Origin of the sequence: Bellilinea caldifistulae (assembly GCF_001306055.1) — a bacterium.
Classification (GTDB): domain Bacteria; phylum Chloroflexota; class Anaerolineae; order Anaerolineales; family Anaerolineaceae; genus Bellilinea; species Bellilinea caldifistulae.
On sequence record NZ_LGHJ01000010.1, the window covers coordinates 112151 to 132658 of the forward strand.

Here is a 20508-nt window from a genome sequence, read left to right on the forward strand (position 1 = left end):
TGCGCCATGATTCGAATACAAGACCTGAACAAAATCAGCGATTATGAGTGGGAGATTCCAAAGTCGTATCGGCAAGATATGCGCGTAGCCGTGCGGTTGTTTGTTACCCGGCGGCTGCTGGAAGCCGCATTGCAAGATTTATCCATTGAACAGGCGATTAATGCAGCAACCCTGCCGGGAGTAGTTGAACCGGTGGTGGTCATGCCGGACATGCATCAGGGGTATGGGTTTCCAATTGGGGGAGTTGCGGCAACCCGTTACCCAAACGGAGTCATTTCACCGGGGGCAATTGGTTATGACATCAACTGCGGCGTGCGTTTGCTGGCTTCGACTATTCCTTTAGAAGCAGCCGAAGAACGTTTGGATGATCTGGCCAATGCGCTCAATCATTATTGTCCCAGTGGTGTGGGCAGTGAGGGATCCATCCATCTGACCACTGCCGAACTGGATGCGGTCTGCCGTCAGGGAGCGCGCTGGGCGTTGAAAAAGGGCATGGCCAGTGAGGAAGACTTACGCCGTACCGAGGAAAACGGCTGCCTGGAAGGGGCTGATCCGGCTAAGGTCAGTCAGCGTGCAAAACAGCGCGGCATGGCTCAGCTGGGAACGCTTGGAGCGGGCAATCACTTCATCGAGGTGGATGTGGTTGATCAAATTTTTGACGGAGAGGCTGCCGCGGCAATGGGTTTGCAGGAAGGTATGTTGGCCCTGATGATTCACTGCGGTTCGCGCGGGTTTGGCCATCAAATCTGTACGGATTATGTGCAGGACTTGCAATCGGCCGTGAGGCGGTATGGCATTCAGCTACCCGACCGCGAACTGGTTTGCGCGCCGTTAGATAGCCCGGAGGGTCAAAATTATCTGGCTGCCATGCGCTCGGCGGCAAATTACGCATTTTGCAACCGTCAGATACTGGCTTACCACGCCCGGCGTGCCTTTGAGGAGGTGTTTGCCGGAAGCGGTCTGCGCTGGCAGTTACATCAGGTGTACGACATTGCCCACAACATGGGCAAGGTGGAGACTCATGAAGTGAATGGCCGGAAATTGAAAGTTTGTGTGCATCGCAAAGGGGCTACCCGCGCATTTGGGCCGGGTCACCCGGAACTGCCGGATGCCTACAAACCCATCGGCCAGCCGGTATTGGTACCGGGCAGCATGGGTACGGCTTCCTGGGTGCTCATTGGAACGGAAGACAGCATGGCGCGTTCGTGGGGCTCAACCTGTCATGGGGCAGGGAGAGTGCTCAGCCGCAATAAGGCGAAAAAAGATTTTCGTGGCGAGCGGTTGCGGAATGAATTAGAACAGTCCGGTATTCACGTGCGGGCTGGCTCGATGTCCGGTCTGGCAGAAGAAGCCCCAATGGCCTACAAGGATGTGGATGAGGTGGTCGAAACCGTCAGCGGGGCAGGGATTGCCCGAAAAGTTGCCCGGCTGCGTCCGGTAATTGTCATCAAGGGCTAATCCTGATCGGTGCCTTCCGAGACGGGTGTGCTGATGGGGGCGGTTCGGGCACGGGTCAATTCAATCAGGGCTTTTACCGGCAGACGGATATTCAACCCGCGCTGTCCGCCGGAAATGTGAATTTTCTCATGCTGCAGGGCGGCCTCATCCAGGACTACCAGAAAACCACGCTGCAGTAAAGCCAGTGGTGAAATGCCACCAGCCTGTAAGCCGGTCAGCTGCTCGGCTTCGCGCTGAGTAGGGAGTTTTAATTTTTTCTCCCCGATGAAGGCTGCCAGTGCCTTTAAGTCAACTTGATGGGGGGCGGGAATGACTGCCAGGATAGGCTTGCCGCCTTTTTCTCGGGTGACGACAATCGTTTTGTAAATCCATTGCGGGTCAACGCCTAATAATCGGGCGGTCTCCATCCCGCTGATTTTTTGATTGGGTAATTCAAAGGCTTCAAAGGGGATTTTTTTAGCGGTTAGAAGGCGGGTAACGTTGTTTGTGACCATTGTGACCCCTTGAATGGGACGGTACGCCAACGTGGCGGGCGCAGGTAAATCGGGTTGCTGAAAATCCATCCGCGCCGCTTACCCAGATAGTTGAGGTAGCACTCCACCCGGTAAACCCCCGGCTCACGTGTGATATGGGTGCAAACCTCGTGGGTTGTCCAGGTCTTGATGACTTTTCCGTCTTTCAACAAGTTGCACTCACTCTTCAGCGGTAATTTGATTTGGAGCGTGATAGCGCTGTCCATCATCAATTCATCACCCATGATCGCCCTGCCATTTTTTCCCTGAGCGGTAAATCGGAAACCCCGCGTCGAAGCCGGCAGGTCGTATCCTATAAAACAATGCCCTTGTTGAAATGCTTGATAAATCATTTTGCGGTCGGCGGTCAAATCACCGCTGAGTGGATGGGGTGTGAGGAGGTGAGTGTTGATGGCGCGGAAGTGAAATTCATATGGGTAAATCGTTTTGCGAATTGGCCCAACCCGAATATTCAGCGCGTGCGCATCCGAGCCGCCAATTGCAACAACCTTTTGGCCCTGTGCCAGCAGATCATCCCAGCGCGCCAATACCTCCGGGTGAGGTCCGTGTGCGAGGTATTGGGGGAAAAAGCCATAAAAAATAGCATCCGCCCAATTTTTGATATGAGTTTTGAGTTCACTCAACCCATTCCATAGTTCAAGACCGGTATAACCGGTTACCTGCCAGTCCTCCCAGGAGATGTCATCCTCGTGGAAGAGTGTTAGCGCCGGGTCGCGGGGGTGAGCGATGAAGGAAAGCCCGCCGTTTTCACGGATGCGGTCAATCAGGCGCTGGGGGTCGTCTGCGAAACGGGCCATTTCGCGGTTGCAGCCCAGCACCATCAGGTGCGATTTTTGCGGCAGGCGGGCTTGATCGTGAACTTCTTCGCCAATCAGCATCAACAGGGTTTTCCCGTTCTTTCGGTGATAGCCTTCAAAGCCATTGACCAGTACGTTGTGATCGGTTACGATGACCACATCTAAACCCGTTTCGAGGGCAGCCCGGGCAATATCCGCGTGAAGACCGCTGCCATCCGAATAACGCGTGTGCATGTGTAGATTGGTGACCAGTTCGTGCATGATGGTTGACGATTTCCACCCTGAAACGGTATAATCGGGTCGTTCAAGATTAAGGAGGAACGAGCGTGGTAAATTACATTGACATTGCTTTGATTATAATCTCAATCGCGTTGATTGCGAGCGTGATCTTTCAAAACAAAGGTGTTGGTCTCGGTGGCTTGACCGGTGCAGACAGCAGTCAGGTGTTCACGGCTCGGCGCGGTTTGGAAAAAACCGTTTTCCTGATCACCATCGGGCTGGCGATTCTGTTTGTCATCCTCACCCTCCTTTCGGTAGCCATTGGTTCCTGAATTAAACAGCAGGGATTCACGATCAGGATATAGTCCATACAGTTAAGGGCGATTGGCACCTTTCTGGGGAGATCGCCCTTTTAGGTTTACCTGAAAATGAAAAAATTTCGCTGGCAAATTCTCATCATTCTTCTGACCGGCCTGGTGGTTGGCATTTTGCTGCTCAGTGAGCAGCCCGAAGGGGTAACCCAGATTGTGCCAGAACCGGTCACGGGTGGATTTTATACCGAAGCGTTGATTGGGTCTCTGCAACGCTTAAACCCGTTACTTGATTTTTACAATCCGGCTGACCGTGACATTGACCGCCTCCTCTACAGCCGACTGCTTTCCTTTGATGAACGGGGTATTCCGGTGCCGGATTTGGCCGCTTCCTGGGGAATTTCTCAGGACGGTACTATCTACAACTTTGAAATACGTCCCGATGTCAAGTGGCATGATGGCCAGCCACTGACTGCAGCGGACATTGTGTTTACCATTGAAATGTTACGCAACGGAGGGGAAATTGTGCCGGAAGACCTACAGCGCTTCTGGCGTGATGTGGAAGTTGTCCAATTGAGCGATACGCTGATCCAGTTCAAACTCCCGGAACCGTTTGCTCCCTTTCTGGACTATCTGACGTTTGGGGTTGTTCCTCAGCATTTGTTAGGAAACCGAACGATTGACCAGATCAGAGATTTACAATTTAACATTGAGCCGGTTGGTTCCGGACCTTACCGTTTTGATCAGTTGATTGTTGAGGACGGTCAAATAGCGGGGGTTTCTCTGCTGGCCTTCGAGGATTATTACGGCAAAAAGCCGTTCATTCCGCAGGTCATCTTCCGCTATTTTCCAGATGCGGCATCGGCTTTGCAGGCCTATCAAGGTGACCGGGTAATGGGAATCAGCTCGATCAGTGAGGATGTGCTTTCCACAGCGCTGGCCGAACGGGATTTAGCCATTTACACCGGTCGAAAACCGGAACTCGGTCTGATTCTTTTCAACCTAAAAAATCCTGAAGTTGGCTTTTTGCAAAAACCTGAAGTGCGGAGAGCGCTTTATCTGGGAATTAATCGTCAGTATCTGGTGGACCGGATACTGGGTGGGCAGGCCATTCTGGCAGACGGCCCAATCTTCCCGGGGACGTGGGCGTATTACGACGGTTTACCGCGAGTGAACTACGATCCGGAGCGAGCCCGTCAGATTTTGATTGACGCCGGTTACACTCTACCAGCCGAGGGTGGAGATGTGCGCATCGGCAAGGAGGGAGATGCGCTTCAATTCACCATGCTGGTGCCGGATACAGCCCGTTCCCGCGCTCTTGCCGAAGCGATCCAGCAGGACTGGGCAGCATTGAATGTCCAGGTTACAGTGGAGTATCTGCCTTACCCCGACTTAATTGAGCAGCATTTAACCCCGCGGGATTATCAGGCTGCTCTGGTAGATCTGAATTTTACCCGCTCCCCTGATCCAGACCCTTACCCCTTCTGGGACTCTGTTCAGGCGACCGGCGGGCAAAACTATGCTCAATGGGATCACAAAATTGCCAGTGAGTATCTTGAAGAGGCCCGCATTACCATTGATCTGAATGAACGCGCGCGGCTTTACCGTAATTTTCAAGTGATCTTTGCCGAGGAGCTACCGGCTCTTCCACTGTTTTATCCCGTTTATAACTACGGGGTGGACCGTCAGGTGCAGGGAGTACGGATGGGGCCTCTGCTGGAAAGCAGTGATCGCTTTGCTACCGTGCTGGAATGGTACCTCTCCAGCCGTCCGGCAGCCGTGACCCCGACTCCGTAGATGCAGGACGGATCTTGATGGATATTCTTTCGCATGATGCGGCTTTTCTTCGCTCCGCTGCGGAGGTTCTGGAAGATTACCTGCTTTCAGATGTGTTGTTCTGGCCGTTACAGCGAGAAAAAGGAACAATGCTGGGGGGTGATTCCGATCAACTGACCCCCGGTAATTTACTGCTCAGTCGGGCTCGATTGGGTGATGCTGCCTCTGCTGATCCTTCACTGGCAGGTGCTTTGAGCCAGATTGAGAAAATACGCCGGGAATGGAAATCGGCCTGGCTGAATAAATGCGAGAAAGAATGGGATCAGCGGATGAGGCTCTGGATGCACTATCTGGATGAGCTGAAAAGAGAATCCTCACCAATTCTGCCTGCGGATTTCGCTTTTCATGTGCGGCAGCGAGTGATCCTGCATCTGTTAGGTTTGGAAATGAGCGTTCTGCCCGCCGAGAAGAAAACGATGCTGCAAAATGCCGATGATCTCCTCCGTTCGATAAGTCAAGCCGGCGAGTTTGTCTGGCAAAAGAATCTACAGGGGCACTTTCCTGTTTCGACTTTCTGGTATCTTTATCTGAAAACGGGAAAGGAAAAAAACGGATGAGTAGAAAAAGATTTTTTACCGGGAATGGCGATAATGGCACAACCGGTCTGCTGGGGGAAGGGCGCGTTTCGAAAAATCACCTGCGGATTGAAGTGCTCGGTTCCCTCGATGAAACAACGGCTGCATTGGGATTTGCACGAAGTCTGACGGGGGATCAAAAGATTGCCCAGGTAGTCCTTCAAATTCAGCGCGAGTTGTATCAATTGATGGCGGAAGTTGCAGCCACTCCCGAAAACGCCGGGCAGTTTCGGGTCATTTGTGCCGATCATGTGCGGTGGCTGGAACAGCAGGCCGATGAATTGAGCGAAGCCATCGAACTGCCGCGCGAATTCATTGTGCCGGGGGATACTCCAGCCGCGGGAGCGTTCAGTTTAGCGCGTACCATTTGCCGACGGGCAGAGAGACGGGTGGTAGAATTGAACGAACAGGACAGCCTGGGCAATCCTCATATTATTCCCTATCTTAACCGCCTGTCTTCGTTGTGTTTTGTGCTGGAATTATACGAAACTCAAATTCATGGAAATGCCCGCCCTACACTGGTAAAACACCATCAACCATGACCGGAACTTTGATTAACGTCGTGACCATTTTGATTGGCGGTCTGCTGGGTTTAGTCCTTGGCAGCCGGCTGCCGGAACGGCTGCGCCAGACGGTGATGGCCGGGCTGGGACTTTTCACTTTTGCATTTGGGCTAAAAATGTTTCTGGATACCCAAAATGCACTGGCGGTTTTGATCAGTTTACTGCTGGGGGCGGTGATTGGCGAGTGGCTGCGGATCGAGGATGGGTTGAGAAGCGTCGGGCGCTGGTTGGAAACGCGCTTTACCAGGAGCAGCGACCCGGCACAGGATAACCGCTTTGTGCGCGGGTTTCTGACCGCTTCGCTGGTTTTTTGTGTTGGCCCGATGGCCATTCTCGGCTCCATTCAGGATGGGTTGACCGGTAATTTTCAAACCCTGGCGGTCAAGGCAATTCTGGATGGCTTTGGGGCGCTGGCATTTGCCTCAACCTTGGGAGTAGGGGTGCTGTTTTCAGCGGTTGTGCTGCTCGGTTACCAGGGCGGCATCAGTCTGATGGCAGCCCAGCTGCAAGCGCTGATTACTCCTGCCATGATGCAAGAATTGAACGCTACCGGCGGGGTCATTTTGCTGGCGATTGCGATTGGCAGTCTGCTGGAGATAAAGCCGATTCGCGCCGGCAACTTTCTGCCGGCGCTGGTCATTGCTCCATTGATGGTCGTTCTAATGCAAGCGTTGGGGGTTTATTGAAATCAGGGATTCAGTTTGGCCAGTTCTTGTTCAATAGTGTCAAAGAGTTCTGCCTGACCGACTAATTGACCGTTGACATTGAAAGTGGGCGTACCGGTCACACCCAAGCCGCTGGCGTAACGGGCATCATCGAGTACCCGCTGCTGATACTGGCGGCTGTTATAGCAGCGGTCAAAGGCAGCCGTATCCAGACTCAACTGGCGGGCAATACCTTTGAGCATTGCATCGTTCAATTCTGCGCCAAAATTGGCAAAGACATAGTCATGATATTCCCAGAATTTGCCCTGATCGAGCGCGCAATAAGCCGCCTCGGCAGCCCGGTACGACTCCGGGCTGATAAAGCTGAGCGGCACATATTTGAAATAAACTTTACCGGTAGCAACGTACTCTTCGACCAACCGTTTTTCAGACCTCTCCCAGAAATCCCGGCAGTGAATGCACTTAAAGTCCGAGTACTCTTCGATTTTGATGGGGGCGTTTGGGTCTCCAACGGCTTGACCGTCCATTTGTGGGCGGTTGATGATCTCCGGTTTGGCAATCCGGTCCGCGCTGGCAGGTTGATTGGATACAATCAATAAAGCTGCAATGGCAATTGCCACAACCGAAATGACGCTGATCAGGATGATCCGGTTACGCTGTTCCTGTTTGCGGCGTTGTTCACGTAATGCGACCTTCCGGCTGGCTTCTTTCGCTTTCGCGGGCATTTTTCCTCCGTACATCGGCAAAATTGTTTAATGTTGAACAAATTTTGCCATAAATGGTTTTATTTGTCCAGTTGTTATACAGCCGGTTGATACACCCAAACAGAAAAGCTTTGTCCACTCCGTTGAAAGCCGATTTTCTGGTAAAGGGATAAAGAGGCGTGATTATCATCCTGGGTGTTGACGGATAATTCCCAACATTGATCGCGTTTGCAGCGCTGGATTAAATCGGCTACCAGTGCATAACCAATATTCCGGCGCATAAAAGAGGGATGGACTGCCAGCCTTGCCAGATGGATGGAAAAAAGGTTCGAGGTGCTGATTTGAAAACCGACGATTTTTTCGTCCATTTCGGCAACGGTGGCATACCGGGCGCGTTGAAAGGAAATCTCAATCTGAGAGAGCGAGTTTTGCCAAATCGGTTCAAAGGCTTGCTGGTCAATGGTGGCAACCTGTGGCAGGTCATCTTCCTCCATCGGGCGGATAAATACAAACGGGGGAATGGTTAAGTCCTTGTCGTCCCCTTCCAGCTCCCGGTAGAGGGTTATAATGGCTTGATGGTAGTGAAATCCGCCATCTTTCAAAAGCGGTATCAGCCATTCTTTCAATCCCAAGGCGGCAATGGTTGGAAGGGAATCGGGAGCAAAATCTCCTAAACTTTTAGTAAAGAGGGTTTTCCAGTGTTCATCTGGCGAAATTCCCCGCCGGCAGGCGTAAATCCGCAGCCATGCAATTCCGGGAGGGTCTTCAATCAGGGCAAGCGCTGCGCGAATACCCTCTTTATCCTCTGCCACCCAAAAGGGTTGTTTGTCGAGCCAGTCTAATGGTGACGACCAGTCCAGATGGTAAAAGACATGATTGGCGTAATTGAGTTCAGCCGAAAGTTGTAGACGATCCTGTGGTGTGGCGCGGCGGATTTGAAAGTGCTCGGACATAAAAATTCGTCAAAAGGCAATGACTATTCCACTCCGCTTAAGCGGCGGATGATACCCATCAAATTCCGCAATAAGCGGTCTTTGAAAGATAATTTCGTCTTTTGTTCCAGGGCAGCATCCATGCTGACGAGCGATTCAATGCGTTTCCCTTGGCGTAATTGAATGGCTGAAATGCGCTGCAAGACGTAGGCGCGCATCTCTTTTTCTTGAATTTGCTTGAACAGCGCCGCCGATTGGGTGAATAATTCCAGGGCTTCATCCAACCGTTTCAGATCTTCCAATGCGCTGGCCAGATTGGCGAGAGCCATTGCCTGCCGTTTGAGATCCCCGGCTTTTGCGAAAATTTGATCGGTACCAAGGGCTGCCTGATAGGCTTGCTGTGGTTTTCCGGCTTTGAGTAAGGCTACGGAGAGGTTGTTCTTCATTTCCGCCTGTTGAAGGATCTGGCTTTCGTCCGTCAGGGCTTCCACTGCTGCAGAAAAGGCAATCGCAGCCGTTTCGTAATCCTCGTTCTGATAGGACTCCCATGCTTTTTGAGTGATGTTCTGAACGTCAACCTCGGACATGATTTTCCCCTCGTGCCTAACTTCTAATAGGTGATTTCCAGCAATCCTTCGGCAACTGCTCGCAATTTTTCCACAGAAAGTTCACTCAGGCGCATGGCCAGTTTCAGGTAGGGCAGGTTCACCGGTTTGCAGATGAATTCGCGGACGTCTTCTGGCAATTCCATGAAGCGCTGCATGGCGAGTCTTTCCCTCCGCCACTGCCCAATCGGCCCACGCTGGTCAAACAATTCTTCCATGCGAATTTGGAGGTGGTCGGTGAGGATTTCCAATTCGGGCAGGGGAATGGATTTTTCTCCCAATTCATAGGCTTCGATCCGTTCTTTGGGTAAAGCGGTCTTTTCCTCCATCTGCTGCAAGGTAAGATTTAGAGTCTGGCGTGCCATGCGCAAGCGAGCGCCAATGATTTTGTGACGCAAAGAAACGTACGCCGGGGCTTGTTCAAATGGCTCTTGCATGCCTTGCCCAAGCAGGGATTGGGCGCTCCAAAAATGCTCCAGGGGAATATCGAGGTAGTAGGCAAAGGCCTCCAATTGAGGAAGGGAAGGGGCAAGCAACCCGGCTTCAACCTGTTCGTATTGTTCAGGAGATATTCCCATCACTCTGGCGCATTGTTCGACACTGCGATTGCGGGAAATCCTGGCGTCGTAAATCAATAAACCCAGTTTTCGGGTTCTCAGTTGGGTTGCCTGCTGGATGGTTTTCATGAAACACCTCACCGAAACGGGATGAACGAATCGTTCACCTCATTATAGCATTGCCCGAAAAAATTTTTTACCTTCGGCGTCCCAGCATACTGCTCAAATCGGCTCCGAACACTTCCGGCCCCAGTTTAAATCCGGCCGCTTCCAGGCGCGGCATAAAGAGCGGGCGAATACCGGTTGGTTTGAGTTCGCCGATCACTTTACCATCAGGAGCGATACCGGTTTGCTGGAATTTGAAGATGTCGGTCATCACTACGGTTTCACCTTCCATGCCGGCGATTTCGGTGATTGAGGTTACTTTTCGCGTACCATCTTTGAGGCGTGTTTGCTGGATGATCATATCAATGGCTGAGGCAATTTGTTCGCGGATGACACGTACCGGCAAATCCATGCCTGCCATCAGGCACATCGTTTCAAGGCGTGAAATGGCATCCCGCGGCGAATTGGCGTGCAACGTGGTCAGAGAGCCGTCGTGGCCGGTGTTCATGGCTTGCAGCATATCCAGTGCTTCTCCGCCGCGCACCTCACCGACAATGATTCGGTCGGGGCGCATCCGAAGCGCATTGCGTACCAAATCGCGAATGGTGACCACGCCTTTGCCCTCACTATTCGGCGGCTTGGTTTCCAGCCGGACGACATGCTCCTGTTGAAGTTTCAATTCGGCGGCGTCTTCGATGGTCACAATCCGCTCTTCTTCGGGAATGAAACCGGAAAGGACATTCAATAAGGTGGTTTTGCCGGAGCCGGTGCCACCGGAAATGATTATGTTCAGGCGTGCCATCACGCAGGCGCGGATAAATTCTGCCATGGTTGGCGTGAGGGAGCCAAAGCGGATCAATTCTTCAATGGAGAGTTTCTCCTTTTGAAACTTGCGAATGGTAATGGTCGGGCCGTCAATGGCAACCGGCGGAATGACGGCATTGACCCGTGAGCCGTCCGGCAAGCGGGCATCCACCGTGGGGCTGTCCGGATCAATCCGCCGCCCCAAAGGCAAGATGATTTTCTCGATGATGCGCATGACGGCGGCATCGTCTTCAAAAGCAATGTTGGTTTTGAGGATTTTGCCTTTTTTCTCGATGTAGACCTTTTTTGCGCCGTTGACCATCACCTCGCTGATTTCCGGGTCATCCAAAAGCGGTTGAAGGATGCCGAACCCGAGCAGTTCATCCATGATTTCGCGGAAGAGTTGATCGCGCAGGGTGGTCGGCAGACTGATTTTCAGACCGTTATAGGCCTGAGTGAGCAGTTGAGAGACCACCTTGCGGCGGTCTTCGGTCAGACGAGGATTGTTTTCCAGTTCCCGCGAAATTAAGGTGATCAGGTGGTTTTTTAATTTGGCAATTTCAGCAGCGTGTTGGGAGGGAATGGCCGGGTTCATTGCTCACCTGCCTGATTTTGTTTCAATTCGCTTTGGGGCAGCACCCATTCGATGTTGGCGACATTGACCGCCACAAAAGCACATTCGTATATGAGGTTTTTCCCCTCACGATCGAAAATTTTTGCCTGTGTAACCGCCAAAAATGCGGTGGTGCGGTCCAATTCGTCCTTCAGGCGGTCCTCAGGGCGGACATGAACGCGTCCGTAAATGCAACTGGTAGGAGTCTGGATGACGACATCAACCGGTTCTTTGGTGACAACCTGCGTAAAAATCTTTCCTTTTTCTTCAAAGTTGGCGAACATAATGACTTTGGCCTTTCTTTCAGGAATGGGTTGCCTGGTCGGGTGCCGGCATTAAGTACCCCAAACCGGAACGGGTGACAATGTGTTGAGGGTTGTGAGGGTCATCTTCCAGTTTCTGGCGCAAGCGGGCAATGCTGACCCATAAAATTTCCTTATCCTCACGGTAGGATTCGCCCCACACAGCGGTGAGCAGCTCTTCGGCGGTCAGGATGCGCCCGGCATGCTGGGCAAATTGTATCAACAGGCGGTATTCCGTAGCCGAGAGATAAATCTGGCGGTCATCTTTCCAGACTTCAGCCCGGGCAAAATCAATGCGCAGATTTTTGTGGGTGAAGTAGCGATTTTGAATGCCGTGTTGGGGGGTTTTTGCCCGGCGGAGCACAGCCCGCACCCGCGCAACCAGTTCGGTAGCCGAGAATGGTTTGGTAACATAATCATCCGCGCCGACGTTCAAACCTTTAACCCGATCCTGTTCTTCTCCCCGAGCGGTCAACATAATTATAGGCACGTCCGAAAACTGGCGGATGCGTTCACAAGTGCTGAATCCATCCAGGCGCGGCATTGCCACATCCAGAATAATCAGGTCGGGCTGACGGGAGGTCACCAGCTCAATGGCTTCCTCGCCATCTCGTGCTGCAATAACTTCGTACCCCTCGGTTTCGAGGTTGACCCGCAGCAGATGCCGGTACAGTTGTTCATCATCAACCACCAAAATTCGGGTGCCCATTTTTTATCCTCCTTCGGTCACTTCCGCCTGCCATAAACAGGTGGGATTTTCATTCTATGGTTTCGGGTAAGATAATGTGGAAGGTAGTGCCTTCCCCAACTTTGGATGTCAGCGTGATTTCGCCATGGTGAGCCTGAATGATTTGACGGCAAATGAAAAGACCCAGTCCGGAGCCGTGTACATTGGTTTGCTGATCGGGAACTCGGAAAAAGCGGTCGAAAATTCGTTCCTGATACTTTTCGGGAATGCCCGGGCCTTCGTCCCGGATATCTACTTTCACACCGTTCTTTATGGATCGGATTGTAATGTAGACCGGTGAAGCGGGTGCGTATTTTTCAGCATTGGTGAGCAGATTTTCAAACACCTGAACCAGACGACGGGGATCGGCCTGGATCGGTTTGAGTGGTTGTTCAATATCAGTATGAATGACCAGTCCGGGATGATGCAAGGCAAGGCGGGTTAACAGGTCGTTGACCAGCGATTCGAGGCGCACCTGTTGAAAGTTCATCACAATTTGACCGGCCTGCAATTTTGCCGAATCGAGAAGGTTGGCAATCAGATCCTGCAGTCGGTCGGTTTCGTTGTCAATAATGGATAAAAACTCCCGCTGAGTTTTTTCATCCCAGTTAGCATCGGTACGAAGCAGGGTAGTGGTGTATCCCTTGATGAATCCCAGCGGTGTGCGTAATTCATGTGAGACGGTGGAGATAAAATCTTCTTGAACTTGAAATACGCGGTATTGAAATTCCAGATGGTCGTGATCGCGTTTCAGGTATTCATATTGAATCTGGCGCGAGAGCAGGCGAGCAATCATATGGGCAAATTTGATTTGCTCCGCCGAATAAGGTGGGCTGCCAAACCGGATAAACACCAGAGCGCCGAAGACCTGGGATGGAGTAGCCAATGGCAGGGCCAGTGTGTAGGGCTGTTTCAAACGATTGAGGGGGTCGGCTTCTTCCGGTTCTTGCAGCACAATTTGGCGGGATTCGATCACCCGGGCGGCGATGATTTCCCCCCAGGCAACATCGGCTTCAGCGGATTTTCCTCTGCCGGTGGCTTTGGCAAAGGCAGCCTCCAGGGTGAGATTCATCGGATCCAGCAGATAAACCACCAGATTGTCAAAAATGAAATAGGGGCGAATCATCTTGACAAGCTGGTTTGCGGACTCCCGCCATGATTTCATCTCCCAAAAAGTTTGCACAATTTGGTAGAAAATATTGGCATCGAGGTCTTTCATGGGGTTTTCTTTATGGTTCATCCGAATTAAGCCTCCTTGAAAGGCGCCAGTTTCCGTTTGAGAGCGAAAGAAAAGCGGCTGCCTCTTCCTAATTCTGAAAGGACTTGAATGGATGAGTCGTGAGCCTCGATGATTTTTTGTGCCAGCGAAAGCCCAAGGCCGGTACCACCGTATTTTCGGGTGGGGCTGTTATCCAGTTGATGAAAGGGTTCGAACAGTTCGCCCATTCGATTTGGCGGAATACCGATACCGGTATCGCTCACTCGCACGGTGACGTGCAGGTCATCCGGGATCAATTCAACGGTGATTTTTCCACCCGGGGGTGTGAATTTGATGGCATTATCCAGCAACTGGTAAATCACCCAGCCGATTTTCTCCTGGTCGCCGTAAACGACAGGCACCTCGGCGGGTGAGATCAACTGGACTTCATGCTGATGATCTCTGGCTTTGGCATGAATCTGAGTGATGATCTCACTGGAAAGCGTGCGTAAATCCAGCGGTAGCCATTGGATGGGCAGTTGAGTTCGTTCGGCAGTCGCAAACAGAATCAAGTCCTCGATCAACCTCTCCAGTCGGTCGGTTGAGCGTTGCATGGTTCGCAGGGCATTGATCTGTTCGGCGTTTAATTCTCCCAAATCCCCTGAAAGTAATAAATCCTGATAGCCGCGTACATGAGTAAGGGGGGTACGTAATTCATGGGAGATGTTGGCAATAAAATTGGCTTTGAGCTGGGAAAGTTCCGCCAGTTTTTCCAGCGCCTTTTCCAATTCAGCGGTTCGCTCCCGGACACGTTGTTCCAGCTGGCGATTGGTTTCCTGAAGGGCATTCCGTAACTGCAAAACATGTTCGGTTATGGCTGTTTCCAAATCGGCACGGGTGATCATTCCCATTTCAACCAGCAATTCTCCCAGCAGAGGCACATCTTCTTGAGTTTTTCTTAAGACGGCTTGCTGCTGCAGAGCGGATTGTAACTGCTCGGTAGAAATCAGACCCCGCTCAACCAGATAGTCCCCCAGGCGGGGAACTAAAATTTCGGGGGTGAGGGCTGGTTTTTTTGGGGGGGCGGTCTGGTTCATGGGATTACCTTTCCCAAACCCATTCTCCGGCAATCATGGTTTTCAGGGGGCGTATTTCATATAGACGTTGAGGTGGAGTGCGGAAGGGATCTTCTTCTAATACGATCAAGTCGGCATCGAATCCGGGTTGCAGTTTGCCGGCTTCGTTTTCGCGTCCGGCGGTGTAAGCAGGGTTAACCGTGTAGGCTTCCAATGCTTGCTGAAGGGAGAGGCGTTCTTGCGGATACCATCCTTCGGGCGATGGATAACCGGAGTGTCGTTGTCGGGTAACTGCCGCGTGGATACCCCAAAACGGATTGGGCGATTCCACAGGTGCATCCGATCCAAAGGTCAGGCGGGTGCCAAGAGCCGCAAGGGTTTGGAAAGCGTAGGCAAAGCGGGCGCGCTCACCCCAATACCGGTCGGCAATGTCCATGTCAGAAGTGGCATGGATGGGTTGCATGGAAGCGATGATGTCGTGTTGTGCCAGTAGGGAGACATGATTGGGATGAAGCACCTGCACATGTTCAATTCGGTGACGCAAATGAGGGCGGTTTTCTTGATGCTCATACTGGCGCAATTGCGCGTAGGCTTTGATTACTTCGTGGTTGGCGTGATCGCCGATGGCGTGAATGGCAAGGCTCAACCCGCTGGTGGAGGCGCGCTGACCAATTTCGAGGATTTCTTCTGAATCCAGAAAAAGTATACCTGTATCGGTGGAACTTCCCTCGTAAGGCTGTAACATGGCGGCAGTTTGCGGCCCAAGTGCGCCATCCGCAAAACATTTTACCGGGCCAATCCGCAGCCATGGGCTACCAAAGCCACTGCGCAGACCAATTTCGACGGCTTCTTCGAGATTCTCCAGAGGAATGCTTTTGACCACTCTCAATTTCAGTAGGCCGGCTTGCTCCAGCTCCTGCAAGGCCATGAAGCACTGGCGGCGGTCGAAATCATGGACACCGGTCAACCCCATGCTCCAAAGGTGAGGTTGAGCGGCTTCAATTGCCTGCCGGACTTGCGGCAGGGTGGCTTCCGGGATGACTTTTTCAACCAGCGTCATGGCGGACTCGAAAAGAATGCCGGTTGGTTTACCGCTTTCATCCCGCTGGATGCGGCCATCGGGAGGATCAGGGGTGTTCTGGTCAATACCGGCAGCCTGCAGGGCAAGGCTGTTTGCCCAGGCCGCGTGAAGCGATTTGGCGGTTAAGTAAACCGGGTGGTTCGGCGCGGCTTCATCCAGTAAAACGGCATTACCAAACCCTTCTTCCCAGACGTTTTGATTCCACCCGTGGCCACGAATCCAGGTATGGGCTGGTGTGTTGCGGGCTTTCTGCGTTACCCTTTGCAAACACTCCGCGCGGGTGGGGGTTTCGCAATCCACGTACTGCAATCCGAGGGCGTAATGCTGAAGGTGAAGGTGGGAATCGGTCAAACCGGGTAAGACGGTCAAGCCGTTCAGATTGAACCGCTTTGCACGAAGCGGTAACGCGGCTTCGGTTTCCTCCACGCTGCCGGCTGCCAAAATCTTTCCGTTGCCAATGGCCAGTGCCTGAACAGTTGGCTGCCCCGGTTGAAAGGTGTAGAAGGTGGCGTTATACAGCAAATACAACTTCAATCCCTCAACAGTTGATCAAGGAGTGTATTCAGTTCTTCGTTGGAGTAGTAGTGAATGATCAATTTCCCGCCCTTTTTACCATGCTGCAGGGTAACTCGTGTTCCCAACTGCTGGCGGAGTTTCTCTTCCAGGGAGCGGATTTCGGGCAAGGTTTCCGCTGGAGCAGGTCGAGTGGGTCTTTCTCCGCCGTATTTGCGAGTCAGTTCTTCCGTTTGACGAACACTCAAACCGCGCTCGATGATCATTTGCAGGACAGCAATTTGAGCCTGCGAGGTGGGTAATTGCAGAAGAGCTCGTGCATGACCTTCGCTGATCGAGCCGTTGGCCAGCGCCTTTTGCACCGATTCGGGCAGTTTGAGCAGCCGCAGGGTGTTGGTTACCGCAACCCGGCTTTTTCCAACCCGCTCGGCAATCTCTTCGTGAGAAAGCCCAAACTCGTCTGCCAGACGCTGATAAGCCTGTGCGGTTTCCAGCGGCCCCAAATCCGTGCGTTGCAGGTTCTCGATTAACGCCAGTTCCAGTCGCTGCTGTTCACTGGCCAGCCGGACAATTGCCGGAACGCTTTCCAGTCCTGCAAGGCGAGCGGCCCGCAGACGGCGTTCTCCGGCGATCAGGGAGTACTGGCCGCTGAACGGATCGCGGGTTACGATGAGCGGCTGTAAAATGCCGTGCTGACGGATGGAATCAGCCAGTTCTTCGAGATGCTGGTTTTCGACTTCGTGGCGGGGTTGGTATGGGTTAGCGCTGATTGCCTCGATGGGAATTTGCTGGATATTTCCCTCACCGGCAGGGGGCTGATTGCCGGGGATTAACGCATCCAAACCTTTTCCCAAACCACTTTTGCGCGTCATACCTGATCCTGTTTGACAAATTCTGGAATGAACACGCCATCACCGGCTAACAATTCACGGGTGAGTTGGGCGTAAGAACGGGCGGCAGTTGAGTCAGGGGCGAAGATGGAAATGGGTAAACCGTAGGAGGGGGCTTCAGCCAGCCGAATGCTGCGTGGAATGACCGTTTGAAAGACCTTATCCGGAAAATATTTACGAACCTCATTCACCACATCAATTGCCAGACGCGTGCGCCCATCATACATGGTCAGAATCACCCCTCGAATGGTCAATTCAGGGAAGAGCGAAGTTTGCACCCGCTGGATGGTTTGGGTTAATTGTCCGAGGCCCTCCAGAGCGAGGTATTCGCATTGAACCGGTATGATTACTCCCTGGCGGGCAGCCATCAGCCCATTGATGGTTAGCAGGCTCAGCGAGGGGGGGCAGTCAATCAAAATATAGTCATAACGATCCATTGCGGGGGTAAGTACTTCCAGGAGGCGGCGTTCGCGGTTCGGAAGTTGAATCAGCTCCACTTCTGCGCCAGCCAGAGCTGGTGAAGATGGCAGGATGGAAAGCCGAAAACGCGGATTGTGCAGAATGTGCGGCCCAATCGGCTGATTGCCCATCAGCACTTCATAAGTGCCGTTGCGAACGCTGCGTTTGTCAATTCCCAGGGAAGACGTGGCATTTGCCTGGGGATCAAGGTCAATCAGTAAAACTTTCTGTCCGAAATAACCCAAAAAGGCTGCCAGCGAAATTGCCGAAGTCGTCTTGCCGACACCACCTTTTTGATTGACAAAAGTATAAATCTTAGCCATTGTCATTTCTCAGGGTAGGATTTCAACGGAATTAAGTTTTACTTCCTCCGGGGTGGGAATTGACTTCAGACCGGAGCGAGTTACAGAAGCCGCAGCCAGTTGAGTGGCAAAGCGGGCGGCTTCCCATGGATCACGGGTTTGGTAAAGTCGGACAAAGAAAGCTGCGGCAAAAATATCACCGGCGCCGGTTGGGTCAATTTCTGCAGTAATCGGAGCGCGAAAATAACGCACATCACCGTTCCAGTAAATCCGGGCGCCGCTGGCTCCTTCGGTTATGGCGAGGACGCGGATGGAAGAAACCATCTCTTCGATCAGGTCTTCACTGCTCTGCACATCTTCGATGCTCAAAACTGCCGCGTTGGCGGTTTCCAGAACATAGCGGGCTTCTGGCCATTCGGTGAATGTAACCCGGTTGTCGGGAGTTGCTGCCCGTAACCATCCCTGGGGAGTAACCCCCACAAACGAATTGGGGAATGCTCGTGCCAGTTTGGGGTCAACTTCCTGCAGCACCGGTCCGAGATGTACGATGGGGGTGTTCCGCCAAACCTCCGGCACCATGCTCAAATCGAGGGTGGTGGCGGGGTGAAACACACGCTGAATTCTTCCGGCTGGGGTTTGGATATTTTCAAAGGTAGTGGTTGTATCGCCGTAACGGATTGCCAGTGCCAGATCGTTGAGCTCAAAAAGGGGCAAATCGGGATCGCAAGCGGTTACAACGCCTACTCTTAACCCCAACGCACGGGCGGTCAGGCCGGAATAGGCGGCGGTTCCACCTAAACGCGGGCCATCGGGGGTCAAATCGCGGGTAACGTGCCCGATTACCAGATAATCAACAGGTTGCAGTGGATAAATTTGCATAATCAAATTATACCTTGACCCCAATAAAACATTTCCGTAGCGGGGGTATCAACCCCATACACCAGCGGGATTATTCATTATCTTTAGGAAAATCCACATCCTCCGGAACAGTATTTGGAAAGGTGGTGCTTCTTGTAGGGGCGGGTGTCGCCGCGCGGTTTTCCTCTTCTTCCAAAGGCAGATTTTGGAGTGCATCCTCGATGCTGATTGCTTCGCGGCGCATCCCCGGTGCAGGTGTGCCGCAATAGGGGCATAAATTCCATGGCAGTTCCATGAGTCTGCCGCAGTGGTGACAGATTTTTTTCAGGCGGGTGTGGCAATTCGGGCAGATTTGCCAGTCGGGCTGAATGCGGCGGGTACAACCGGGGCAGAGAGGGGTGTCTTCAATATTTTGGAGTAAGGCTTCCTCTTCCAGGGTTCGTTGATACTCTTCTTCGAGGGTGCGGGGAGGACGCAGGATTAAATAAATGAGGATTCCGGGCAGGAACAATGCCGCAACTACCAGCAATGCCAGAATACGGAGGAGGGGGTCACGGCTGCGGCTGCGAATATCCCGGTAAGTCCAGAGAATCAGACTGAGCCAGAGAGCGGCTAAAAAAGCAGCGCTAAATGCGGCGGCAACAAGAGCAAGATTCCCAAGCGTAGCAGTATCCATAGGGTGAACTCCAATGAAAAAATTATAGCACGGGAGCGGTTTAATCCCCGGCGGTTCGGCTTGCCGGATTTCTCCGTCTCGGCTATAGTATTTTGCAAAACTCAGGATTAAATTTTGCGGAGGGAAGATGACCGGCCAGCGCAGTAAAAATACCCGCGAGCAGATGGTTTATTATCGGATTACCGATTGGGAAGCCAGTGAACGGCCGCGTGAACGGCTGGCTGAGATTGGCGCTCAGGCCTTGAGTACGGCGGAACTGCTGGCCATCCTGCTGCGCACCGGTCTTCCGGGGGAAAATGCGGTTCAGTTGGGGCAGCGCCTTTTGAACACCTTTGGTGGGTTGAGGGGGCTTCACCGTGCCAGCTTCAGTGAGGTGTGTGCTCAACATGGGGTGGGGGAGGCAAAAGCTGCTCAAATCAAAGCGGCGATTGAATTGGGAAAAAGGCTACGGGATGATGATGGCGAAGATGATCGTCGCGCCATTCACTCTCCCGCGGATGCGGCGGATCTGGTGATGTACGAAATGGCCGGACTGGTTCAGGAAAATTTATGGGTTATTCTGACCGATACGCGCAATCGGGTGATGAGTATTGAAAAACTGTATCAGGGTTCCTTGAATGCCTCCACAGTGCGGGTAGCCGAGTTATTTCGTGCGGCGATCATTCGTACTGCGGCGAGTATTCTGGTTGTGCATAACCATCCCAGCGGAGACCCAACTCCCAGCCCGGAGGACATTGCTTTGACGCGGGCAGTGGTTCAGGCCGGAAGATTGCTGGACATTCAGGTTCTGGATCATCTGGTGATTGGCAGAGGCCGATTTGTATCCCTCAAAGAGCGGGGGCTGGGTTTTGACGGGCTGTGAGGTGTGGCTAGAGGTTTTCAAAAATCCAACTTGACAGACTGAAGGCTTGCGGGTAGAATTCGAACACCCTCGATAAAAGGGGCCTGTAGCGCAGTTGGGAGCGCGCTTCAATCGCACTGAAGAGGTCAGGGGTTCGAATCCCCTCAGGTCCACTGGGGCGGGTTCCCCAAGCAAACAGGTCGGTTTTCCTTAACAACCAAAACATTTTTTCACGGGCCCATAGCGCAGTTGGGAGCGCGTCTCAATGGCATTGAGAAGGCCGGGGGTTCGAATCCCCCTGGGTCCAC

Annotated in this window: 23 protein-coding genes and 2 tRNA genes; 9 read left to right on the forward strand and 16 right to left on the reverse strand. The window is 52.7% G+C overall.

Going from position 1 to position 20508, the window contains the following annotated elements; translation table 11 throughout:
* Positions 1-6 precede the first annotated feature (6 nt).
* A complete protein-coding gene (locus tag AC812_RS04185; protein ID WP_061914699.1) occupies positions 7-1458 on the forward strand; it encodes an RtcB family protein in 1452 nt (483 codons plus the stop codon).
* Here AC812_RS04185 and AC812_RS04190 read toward each other — a convergent pair.
* Together AC812_RS04190 and AC812_RS04195 are read right to left on the reverse strand one after the other, a co-directional pair.
* The gene (locus AC812_RS04190; RefSeq protein ID WP_061914702.1) at positions 1455-1952 is read right to left on the reverse strand and encodes a YbaK/EbsC family protein; all 498 of its coding nucleotides are present in this window, start codon (positions 1950-1952) and stop codon (positions 1455-1457) included. The two genes, AC812_RS04185 and AC812_RS04190, sit on opposite strands and share 4 nt — an antisense overlap.
* Positions 1922-3049 carry a CehA/McbA family metallohydrolase gene (locus AC812_RS04195; protein WP_061914705.1) on the reverse strand — a complete coding sequence of 376 codons (1128 nt, stop codon included), beginning with the start codon at positions 3047-3049 and terminating at the stop codon, positions 1922-1924. The genes AC812_RS04190 and AC812_RS04195 overlap by 31 nt, the downstream gene beginning before the upstream one ends.
* Positions 3050-3114: 65 nt before the next feature.
* Between AC812_RS04195 and secG the strand changes: the two genes are divergently transcribed.
* The 5 genes from secG (at position 3115) to AC812_RS04220 (ending at position 6978) form a co-directional block, all read left to right on the forward strand.
* Positions 3115-3339 carry a preprotein translocase subunit SecG gene (gene secG, locus AC812_RS04200; protein WP_061914708.1) on the forward strand — a complete coding sequence of 75 codons (225 nt, stop codon included), beginning with the start codon at positions 3115-3117 and terminating at the stop codon, positions 3337-3339.
* 96 nt (positions 3340-3435) lie between these two features.
* Positions 3436-5115 carry an ABC transporter substrate-binding protein gene (locus tag AC812_RS04205; protein WP_061914710.1) on the forward strand — a complete coding sequence of 560 codons (1680 nt, stop codon included), beginning with the start codon at positions 3436-3438 and terminating at the stop codon, positions 5113-5115.
* 17 nt (positions 5116-5132) lie between these two features.
* Positions 5133-5711 (forward strand): hypothetical protein, encoded by a 579-nt coding sequence (locus tag AC812_RS04210; RefSeq protein ID WP_061914713.1) that lies wholly within the window; start codon positions 5133-5135, stop codon positions 5709-5711.
* Positions 5708-6271: a cob(I)yrinic acid a,c-diamide adenosyltransferase gene (locus AC812_RS04215; protein ID WP_061914716.1), complete on the forward strand. Its 564-nt coding sequence runs from the start codon at positions 5708-5710 to the stop codon at positions 6269-6271. The genes AC812_RS04210 and AC812_RS04215 overlap by 4 nt, the downstream gene beginning before the upstream one ends.
* A complete protein-coding gene (locus AC812_RS04220) occupies positions 6268-6978 on the forward strand; it encodes a DUF554 domain-containing protein (RefSeq protein WP_061914719.1) in 711 nt (236 codons plus the stop codon). Before AC812_RS04215 ends, AC812_RS04220 begins: the two co-directional genes overlap by 4 nt.
* Positions 6979-6980: 2 nt before the next feature.
* Here AC812_RS04220 and AC812_RS04225 read toward each other — a convergent pair whose 3' ends face one another.
* From AC812_RS04225 to AC812_RS04290, 14 genes are all read right to left on the reverse strand, one after another.
* On the reverse strand, positions 6981-7682 hold the full coding sequence (locus AC812_RS04225) for a DsbA family protein (protein ID WP_061914722.1): 702 nt from the start codon (positions 7680-7682) through the stop codon (positions 6981-6983).
* A gap of 74 nt (positions 7683-7756) precedes the next feature.
* On the reverse strand, positions 7757-8614 hold the full coding sequence (locus AC812_RS04230) for a GNAT family N-acetyltransferase (RefSeq protein ID WP_061914724.1): 858 nt from the start codon (positions 8612-8614) through the stop codon (positions 7757-7759).
* 23 nt (positions 8615-8637) lie between these two features.
* On the reverse strand, positions 8638-9180 hold the full coding sequence (locus AC812_RS04235) for a tetratricopeptide repeat protein (RefSeq protein WP_061914726.1): 543 nt from the start codon (positions 9178-9180) through the stop codon (positions 8638-8640).
* A 23-nt stretch (positions 9181-9203) separates the two neighbouring features.
* The gene (locus AC812_RS04240) at positions 9204-9884 is read right to left on the reverse strand and encodes a helix-turn-helix domain-containing protein (RefSeq protein ID WP_061914728.1); all 681 of its coding nucleotides are present in this window, start codon (positions 9882-9884) and stop codon (positions 9204-9206) included.
* A gap of 67 nt (positions 9885-9951) precedes the next feature.
* Positions 9952-11259 (reverse strand): TadA family conjugal transfer-associated ATPase, encoded by a 1308-nt coding sequence (locus AC812_RS04245; RefSeq protein ID WP_061914730.1) that lies wholly within the window; start codon positions 11257-11259, stop codon positions 9952-9954.
* A complete protein-coding gene (locus AC812_RS04250; protein ID WP_061914734.1) occupies positions 11256-11561 on the reverse strand; it encodes a DUF6812 domain-containing protein in 306 nt (101 codons plus the stop codon). The genes AC812_RS04245 and AC812_RS04250 overlap by 4 nt, the downstream gene beginning before the upstream one ends.
* Positions 11562-11580: 19 nt before the next feature.
* Positions 11581-12288, reverse strand: a complete 708-nt coding sequence (locus AC812_RS04255; protein WP_061914737.1) for a response regulator transcription factor — start codon at positions 12286-12288, stop codon at positions 11581-11583.
* Positions 12289-12337: 49 nt separating this feature from the next.
* Positions 12338-13546, reverse strand: a complete 1209-nt coding sequence (locus tag AC812_RS04260; RefSeq protein ID WP_061914738.1) for a GAF domain-containing sensor histidine kinase — start codon at positions 13544-13546, stop codon at positions 12338-12340.
* Positions 13547-13551: 5 nt separating this feature from the next.
* Positions 13552-14601, reverse strand: a complete 1050-nt coding sequence (locus AC812_RS04265) for a sensor histidine kinase (RefSeq protein WP_061914741.1) — start codon at positions 14599-14601, stop codon at positions 13552-13554.
* Between the two features lie 4 nt (positions 14602-14605).
* Entirely contained in the window at positions 14606-16195 is a 1590-nt protein-coding gene (locus AC812_RS04270) for an amidohydrolase (RefSeq protein ID WP_061914744.1), read from the reverse strand.
* Positions 16192-17046: a ParB/RepB/Spo0J family partition protein gene (locus tag AC812_RS04275; RefSeq protein ID WP_061914747.1), complete on the reverse strand. Its 855-nt coding sequence runs from the start codon at positions 17044-17046 to the stop codon at positions 16192-16194. Before AC812_RS04275 ends, AC812_RS04270 begins: the two co-directional genes overlap by 4 nt.
* Positions 17043-17846, reverse strand: coding sequence for a ParA family protein (locus AC812_RS04280; protein ID WP_061914750.1), 804 nt, complete (start codon positions 17844-17846; stop codon positions 17043-17045). Before AC812_RS04280 ends, AC812_RS04275 begins: the two co-directional genes overlap by 4 nt.
* 9 nt (positions 17847-17855) lie before the next feature.
* Positions 17856-18704, reverse strand: a complete 849-nt coding sequence (locus AC812_RS04285; protein ID WP_061914752.1) for a PfkB family carbohydrate kinase — start codon at positions 18702-18704, stop codon at positions 17856-17858.
* Between the two features lie 70 nt (positions 18705-18774).
* Positions 18775-19359, reverse strand: coding sequence for a zinc ribbon domain-containing protein (locus AC812_RS04290; RefSeq protein ID WP_061914755.1), 585 nt, complete (start codon positions 19357-19359; stop codon positions 18775-18777).
* A gap of 163 nt (positions 19360-19522) precedes the next feature.
* On the opposite strand from AC812_RS04290, the gene radC reads away from it, so the two are divergent.
* The 3 genes from radC (at position 19523) to AC812_RS04305 (ending at position 20507) form a co-directional block, all read left to right on the forward strand.
* On the forward strand, positions 19523-20221 hold the full coding sequence (radC, locus tag AC812_RS04295) for a RadC family protein (protein ID WP_061914847.1): 699 nt from the start codon (positions 19523-19525) through the stop codon (positions 20219-20221).
* A gap of 79 nt (positions 20222-20300) precedes the next feature.
* Positions 20301-20373 (forward strand) — tRNA-Ala (locus AC812_RS04300).
* A gap of 61 nt (positions 20374-20434) precedes the next feature.
* Positions 20435-20507 (forward strand) — tRNA-Ala (locus AC812_RS04305).
* Position 20508 lies beyond the last annotated feature (1 nt).

Coding starts and splice junctions, on each gene's coding strand:
- AC812_RS04185 (WP_061914699.1), top strand. CDS start 7: ATGATTCGAATACAAGACCTGAACAAAATCAGCGATTATGAGTGGGAG.
- AC812_RS04190 (WP_061914702.1), bottom strand. CDS start 1,952: ATGGTCACAAACAACGTTACCCGCCTTCTAACCGCTAAAAAAATCCCC.
- AC812_RS04195 (WP_061914705.1), bottom strand. CDS start 3,049: ATGCACGAACTGGTCACCAATCTACACATGCACACGCGTTATTCGGAT.
- AC812_RS04205 (WP_061914710.1), top strand. CDS start 3,436: ATGAAAAAATTTCGCTGGCAAATTCTCATCATTCTTCTGACCGGCCTG.
- AC812_RS04210 (WP_061914713.1), top strand. CDS start 5,133: ATGGATATTCTTTCGCATGATGCGGCTTTTCTTCGCTCCGCTGCGGAG.
- AC812_RS04215 (WP_061914716.1), top strand. CDS start 5,708: ATGAGTAGAAAAAGATTTTTTACCGGGAATGGCGATAATGGCACAACC.
- AC812_RS04220 (WP_061914719.1), top strand. CDS start 6,268: ATGACCGGAACTTTGATTAACGTCGTGACCATTTTGATTGGCGGTCTG.
- AC812_RS04225 (WP_061914722.1), bottom strand. CDS start 7,682: ATGCCCGCGAAAGCGAAAGAAGCCAGCCGGAAGGTCGCATTACGTGAA.
- AC812_RS04230 (WP_061914724.1), bottom strand. CDS start 8,614: ATGTCCGAGCACTTTCAAATCCGCCGCGCCACACCACAGGATCGTCTA.
- AC812_RS04235 (WP_061914726.1), bottom strand. CDS start 9,180: ATGTCCGAGGTTGACGTTCAGAACATCACTCAAAAAGCATGGGAGTCC.
- AC812_RS04240 (WP_061914728.1), bottom strand. CDS start 9,884: ATGAAAACCATCCAGCAGGCAACCCAACTGAGAACCCGAAAACTGGGT.
- AC812_RS04245 (WP_061914730.1), bottom strand. CDS start 11,259: ATGAACCCGGCCATTCCCTCCCAACACGCTGCTGAAATTGCCAAATTA.
- AC812_RS04250 (WP_061914734.1), bottom strand. CDS start 11,561: ATGTTCGCCAACTTTGAAGAAAAAGGAAAGATTTTTACGCAGGTTGTC.
- AC812_RS04255 (WP_061914737.1), bottom strand. CDS start 12,288: ATGGGCACCCGAATTTTGGTGGTTGATGATGAACAACTGTACCGGCAT.
- AC812_RS04260 (WP_061914738.1), bottom strand. CDS start 13,546: ATGAACCATAAAGAAAACCCCATGAAAGACCTCGATGCCAATATTTTC.
- AC812_RS04265 (WP_061914741.1), bottom strand. CDS start 14,601: ATGAACCAGACCGCCCCCCCAAAAAAACCAGCCCTCACCCCCGAAATT.
- AC812_RS04275 (WP_061914747.1), bottom strand. CDS start 17,046: ATGACGCGCAAAAGTGGTTTGGGAAAAGGTTTGGATGCGTTAATCCCC.
- AC812_RS04280 (WP_061914750.1), bottom strand. CDS start 17,846: ATGGCTAAGATTTATACTTTTGTCAATCAAAAAGGTGGTGTCGGCAAG.
- AC812_RS04285 (WP_061914752.1), bottom strand. CDS start 18,704: ATGCAAATTTATCCACTGCAACCTGTTGATTATCTGGTAATCGGGCAC.
- AC812_RS04290 (WP_061914755.1), bottom strand. CDS start 19,359: ATGGATACTGCTACGCTTGGGAATCTTGCTCTTGTTGCCGCCGCATTT.
- radC (WP_061914847.1), top strand. CDS start 19,523: ATGGTTTATTATCGGATTACCGATTGGGAAGCCAGTGAACGGCCGCGT.